The sequence below is a fragment of the Pantoea sp. CTOTU49201 genome (genome assembly GCF_032054795.1).
Classification (GTDB): Bacteria; Pseudomonadota; Gammaproteobacteria; order Enterobacterales; family Enterobacteriaceae; genus Pantoea; species Pantoea symbiotica.
The window spans coordinates 1-3,606 of the sequence record NZ_DAMBSA010000448.1 but is presented as its reverse complement, the minus strand read 5'-3'; the positions used below and the strand labels follow the sequence as shown (position 1 = coordinate 3,606).

At 49.8% G+C, this 3,606-nt stretch carries 6 protein-coding genes; 2 read left to right on the top strand and 4 right to left on the bottom strand.

Going from position 1 to position 3,606, the window contains the following annotated elements; all coding sequences use genetic code 11:
* Positions 1-462 (bottom strand): LysR family transcriptional regulator (locus tag RTY00_RS21885; RefSeq protein WP_312666209.1); only part of this gene is annotated, 462 nt, incomplete at its 3' end.
* 97 nt (positions 463-559) lie between these two features.
* Between RTY00_RS21885 and RTY00_RS21880 the strand changes: the two genes are divergently transcribed.
* On the top strand, positions 560-1,612 hold the full coding sequence (locus tag RTY00_RS21880) for an SDR family oxidoreductase (protein WP_312666207.1): 1,053 nt from the start codon (positions 560-562) through the stop codon (positions 1,610-1,612).
* A 38-nt stretch (positions 1,613-1,650) separates the two neighbouring features.
* On the opposite strand, the gene RTY00_RS21875 is transcribed toward RTY00_RS21880, so the two are convergent.
* The 3 genes from RTY00_RS21875 to RTY00_RS21865 form a co-directional block, all read right to left on the bottom strand.
* The gene (locus RTY00_RS21875; protein WP_008106908.1) at positions 1,651-1,986 is read right to left on the bottom strand and encodes a DMT family transporter; all 336 of its coding nucleotides are present in this window, start codon (positions 1,984-1,986) and stop codon (positions 1,651-1,653) included.
* Between the two features lie 48 nt (positions 1,987-2,034).
* The gene (locus RTY00_RS21870) at positions 2,035-2,478 is read right to left on the bottom strand and encodes a DUF417 family protein (protein ID WP_061719207.1); all 444 of its coding nucleotides are present in this window, start codon (positions 2,476-2,478) and stop codon (positions 2,035-2,037) included.
* Positions 2,479-2,554: 76 nt separating this feature from the next.
* Positions 2,555-2,812 (bottom strand): YdgH/BhsA/McbA-like domain containing protein, encoded by a 258-nt coding sequence (locus RTY00_RS21865; protein WP_312666203.1) that lies wholly within the window; start codon positions 2,810-2,812, stop codon positions 2,555-2,557.
* A gap of 133 nt (positions 2,813-2,945) precedes the next feature.
* Between RTY00_RS21865 and RTY00_RS21860 the strand changes: the two genes are divergently transcribed.
* Positions 2,946-3,554, top strand: coding sequence for a TetR/AcrR family transcriptional regulator (locus RTY00_RS21860; RefSeq protein ID WP_312666201.1), 609 nt, complete (start codon positions 2,946-2,948; stop codon positions 3,552-3,554).
* The last annotated feature ends 52 nt before the right edge of the window (positions 3,555-3,606 follow it).

The following is a 3,606-nucleotide window of genomic DNA, read 5'->3' as shown; positions in this document are numbered from 1 at the left end:
CGGAAACATCTCCGGCGGCATTTCACTCAGGCGCAACGCGATATCCACGCCTTCACTCACCAGTTCAGCCACACGATCGTCGAGCGCGATGGTCAGATGCAGTTCAGGGTTCGCGCGTTGCAGCGCCAGCAAATGCGGCAGAAAGCGCTGGCCTAATCCGCTGGGTAACTGGATATGCACGCTGCCTTGCAGCGCTTGCTGCGCCGGACGCAACTGGCTCTCCACCTCCTGCATGGCGGCAAGCAGCGGCTGCATCTGCTGTAAATAACGCTCGCCCTGCTCGGTTAATTTCATGGCGCGCGTGGTGCGGTGCAGCAACACGATGCCGAGTTCATCCTCCAGCGCGGCGATTTGCTGACTTACAGCGGATTGTTTCATGCCGCACAGGCGCGCCGCCGCCGAAAACGATCCGGCTTGCGCCACGCGAATGAAGGTGTTGATGGCGTTGAGTTTGTTATTCATTTAATGATTTTTCTGATAAGTGACATCTGAATTGTGGGATATCAGCAATAAAAATAGTAGATAACACTGCAGCTGTCTTGTTCACAGGAGAATCATCATGTCGCAAACACATAACGTCGCATTGGTAGCGGGCGCTACCGGGATTGTTGGCAGTCAGCTGGTCACCGCACTGCGTCAGCAGGATTGGCAGATAATCGGCCTGACGCGCCAGCCCGGAGCCTCAACGCACGATATCCCTTTCATCTACGTTGATCTGCTGGATGCGCAACAGAGCGCGCAGGCGCTGGCCCCGCTCAATCAGGTCACGCATATCTTCTACAGCGCGTGGCTGAATGCCGCCAGCTGGCGCGAGATGGTCGACCCTAACGTGACGATGCTGCGCAATCTGGTGGTCAACATCGATAAGGTTGCGCCGCTGCGCAGCGTCAGTTTGATGCAGGGATACAAAGTGTATGGCGCGCATTTGGGGCCGTTTAAAACGCCCGCACGAGAAAGCGATGCTGGCGTGGCGGGAGCCGAATTCAATGCGGAACAGCTGCGCTGGCTCAGTGACTTTCAACGCGGAAAAAGCTGGCATTGGCACGCCTTGCGCCCCGGCGTGGTCGGCAGCGCGGTGCCCGGTAATGCCATGAACCTGGCGCTGAGCATCGCGCTCTATGCATCGCTGTGTAAATCTCAGGGTTTGCCGCTGCGTTTTCCCGGTTCTTCACTCACCTGGCACAGCATGGTCGATCACACCGATGGCGGATTGCTGGCGCAGGCCACGCTGTGGGCGGCCAATGCGCCTGGCGCCCACAATCAGGCATTCAACGTCAACAACGGCGATTTGTGGCGCTGGAGCGAGTTATGGCCGGCGATCGCCCGCTGGTTTGAACTGGAATGCGCGCCAGCGGTAAATCTGTCGTTTCATCAGCTTTTCCAGGATTACCGCGATCAATGGCAAACCCTCGCTGAACAACATCAGCTGATCGAACCGGATATCTTGCAGCTGAATGATGGGCAATTTGCCGATTTTGTTTTTGGCTGGGAATACGACATGTTTGGTGACGGCAGCAAATTAAGGCGCGCAGGTTTTAGCGGATATCAGGCAACGGATGAGATGTTTTTTACGTTGTTTGCGCAGTTACGCGCAGCACGCATTATCCCTTAAGCCAACAGGGAAGCCTGCGCTTCCCTGTTATTAATCGATTAATGCAAAATAGTTTTAGAGAAAACCTGAATCACTACAATGCCCAGCCCGATTAACATTAAGCCCGCCATTGCAGCGAAATCCAGTTTCTGGTTGTAGAAAAAATAAGACATGACCGACACCAAAAATATGCCCATTCCGGCCCAGATAGAATAAGCAATGCCGACATTCATCTGTTTAACCACTTGAGATAATCCATAAAATGAAATGGCATAACCGATTACCACAACCACGCTGGGAATAAGGCGTGAGAATCCTTGCGAAGCCTTCATCATGGTTGTGGCAATCGTCTCAGCGACGATGGATATCGCCAGTATCACGTAAACATTATTCATAAAGCCCTTTTAAATGCCCGAGAGTAAACACGCATTATAGAGTAGCTGTTAGAGGTTGTTTTTCCAACGGATTAAATCGCGCTTCAGTAACGTCAGACCAATCGCCACCACCATAATATCTTTAAAAATAAACGAATCGAGTCCGCCTAACTGCGGTAACAGGCTCAGCGTGACTAACCCGGTGAGAATCAACAATCCAGCGCCTATCATGCCTAAATCCGGACGTTTGAAACCCGCAATAAGCAGAATAACCGTGATGAGTTCAACCACACCAAGAAAATAGCTGCTGCCATGCAGGCCAAGGAAGTAGGGAAAAATACTCAGCCATGTTTTGGTAAATATGGGTTCCAGCGCCTGAACTTCGAATTCAAACCACTTCGCCATACCAAAAACCAGGAAAATAATAATCACCGATAATCGCAATACCATCGGTTCTTTGCTCGCGAGGAAATGGACCACTCGTGAAGTACAGACTTGTTTAGCTGTTGTCATAATAAACTCTCCAGTGATTTATGCAGCCAGCTCAATAAGAAATGAGCTGGCATAAAGTCATGGTTCATGATGTCGATTACATCTCAACGCTGTCATATAAGGTGGCGGTGGCATAACCCTGATGACGCGTGTTGATATATGTCACGCGATAAAAATCACTGCCCTTCATCTCGGCTTTCGCCGCCAGTTTTGTCACCAGTTCACTGTGCGTACCGCCCTGCACGCTGATACTGCCGGTACGCACCACATTTTCACTGCTGTCACGCGTGAGTTCCTGAGCTGCGTTAGAGAAAAATGGGATCAAAACCAAAACTGCAATGATTGCGCTTTTCATAATACCTTCCTTTTGTTAGTGTTCGCTAAAATATATAACGCAGCTGAAGAGCAAACGCACCACATTTTATTAGTGAACACTAAAATATGTGATGGATTTATCATAAAGTTCAGGTCGAAAGGGAGTTATGTCAATGAATGTCAACAAAAAATCAGGCAGACCGCGTCTGTTACCCAAAGAAGAGCTGGCGGCGATCATGTTCTCGATCTTTGCTAACAAAGGTTATGAAGCCACGTCACTCAACGATCTTACCCAGGCAACCGGTACCAAACCCGCCACCTTGTACCAGGCTTTTGGTAATAAAGAAGGGATGTTTATCGCTGCGCTTGAACACTACAAAGCGACGTGGCTGGCAGATTTAGAGGGGATTCTTTCCTCTGATGAATTGAGTTTTAGCAATAAAATTAAGCAGTTCCTGTTTTCCGCTTTTAACCTTTTTTCCTGCGAAGGCAAACCGCCAGGCTGCTTGTTAGTGTTTTCCGCGCTCTCATTTCGCCCTGAAGCCTCATCGTTAGGCGCTGAATTATTCAATGAACGTCATGCATTTAAAGTGTGGATCATCGAGGAAGCGCAGCGTGCACAGCAGAACAACACCCTTTCAGGCAAATTATCACCGGAAGAAACCGCTGAATTTATTCTGACTTTCGAAAGCGGTTTAGCATTGATGGCGCTGGATAATCCCGACCAGAAGGTGATTAACAGTATGATCGATAAGATGATCGACGCAGTGATGTGCGAGTGAGGCCAGGTATTGTGTAATGCTTGTCAGTTATTGCTTTGAATAAGTAGCGGGC

Coding starts and splice junctions, on each gene's coding strand:
- RTY00_RS21875 (WP_008106908.1), bottom strand. CDS start 1,986: ATGAATAATGTTTACGTGATACTGGCGATATCCATCGTCGCTGAGACG.
- RTY00_RS21870 (WP_061719207.1), bottom strand. CDS start 2,478: ATGACAACAGCTAAACAAGTCTGTACTTCACGAGTGGTCCATTTCCTC.
- RTY00_RS21865 (WP_312666203.1), bottom strand. CDS start 2,812: ATGAAAAGCGCAATCATTGCAGTTTTGGTTTTGATCCCATTTTTCTCT.
- RTY00_RS21880 (WP_312666207.1), top strand. CDS start 560: ATGTCGCAAACACATAACGTCGCATTGGTAGCGGGCGCTACCGGGATT.
- RTY00_RS21860 (WP_312666201.1), top strand. CDS start 2,946: ATGAATGTCAACAAAAAATCAGGCAGACCGCGTCTGTTACCCAAAGAA.